Annotated in this window: 1 protein-coding gene; it reads left to right on the top strand. The window is 74.4% G+C overall.

Annotation, left to right across the window (positions count from 1 at the left end; genetic code table 11):
* The coding region (locus AC31A1_RS52170) for a M56 family metallopeptidase (RefSeq protein WP_489660038.1) at positions 1–567 on the top strand (567 nt) is incomplete at its 5' end.
* Positions 568–719: the final 152 nt, after the last annotated feature.

The following is a 719-nucleotide window of genomic DNA, read 5'->3' as shown; positions in this document are numbered from 1 at the left end:
GCCCATCTCCGCGAACGCGCCCCCGACCTGCCGGCCGGCCTGCCCCCGGCGCGCGGCCCCCTCCTGGTCCTGGAGGACGAGTACCCGGACGCCTGGTGGATGCCCGGCCACCCGCCCCAACTGGTCGTCACCACAGGCGCGTTGCACCGCCTCACCGGCCACCAGCTCGACGCGGTCCTCACCCACGAACGCGGCCACGCCCGCGCCCACCACGACTGGCTCCTGCACCTCTCGACCGCACTGGCCTCGGGCTTCCCCCACGTCCCCCTGTTCGCCCACTTCTGCGACCAGACCCACCGCCTGGTGGAGTTGGCCGCCGACGACACGGCCTCCCGCCAATGCGGCCACCTGACCACGGCGTTGGCCCTGATCGAACTGAACAACCACCGAGGCGTCCTCTCCTGCGCCTCCAGCCACCGCCTCCTGGGCGAACGCGTCAACCGCCTCCTGGACCCGCGCCCGAGGCTGGGCCGCCGCCACCGAGCCCTGACGACGACGGTGGCGACCCTGGTCCCGCTGCTGCCCTTGCTGATCGTGTTCGCGCCGGGGCTCACGGCACTGGGCTGAGGACCCGGACTCACTGTCCTGGGCTCAGCGCCGGGCGCTGCCGGCCCTGGGCCGACGGCCGTAGCAAACTCCCTGCACTGCACCCCGGCCCCGGAGTGCGACGCCGCGCCGACGCTCCCAGCCTGACCGCGCTGGGCTGGGCTGGGCTGGGC

This window comes from Streptomyces sp. P5F9 (genome assembly GCF_057961495.1).
This window is presented reverse-complemented; position numbering and strand designations above follow the sequence as displayed.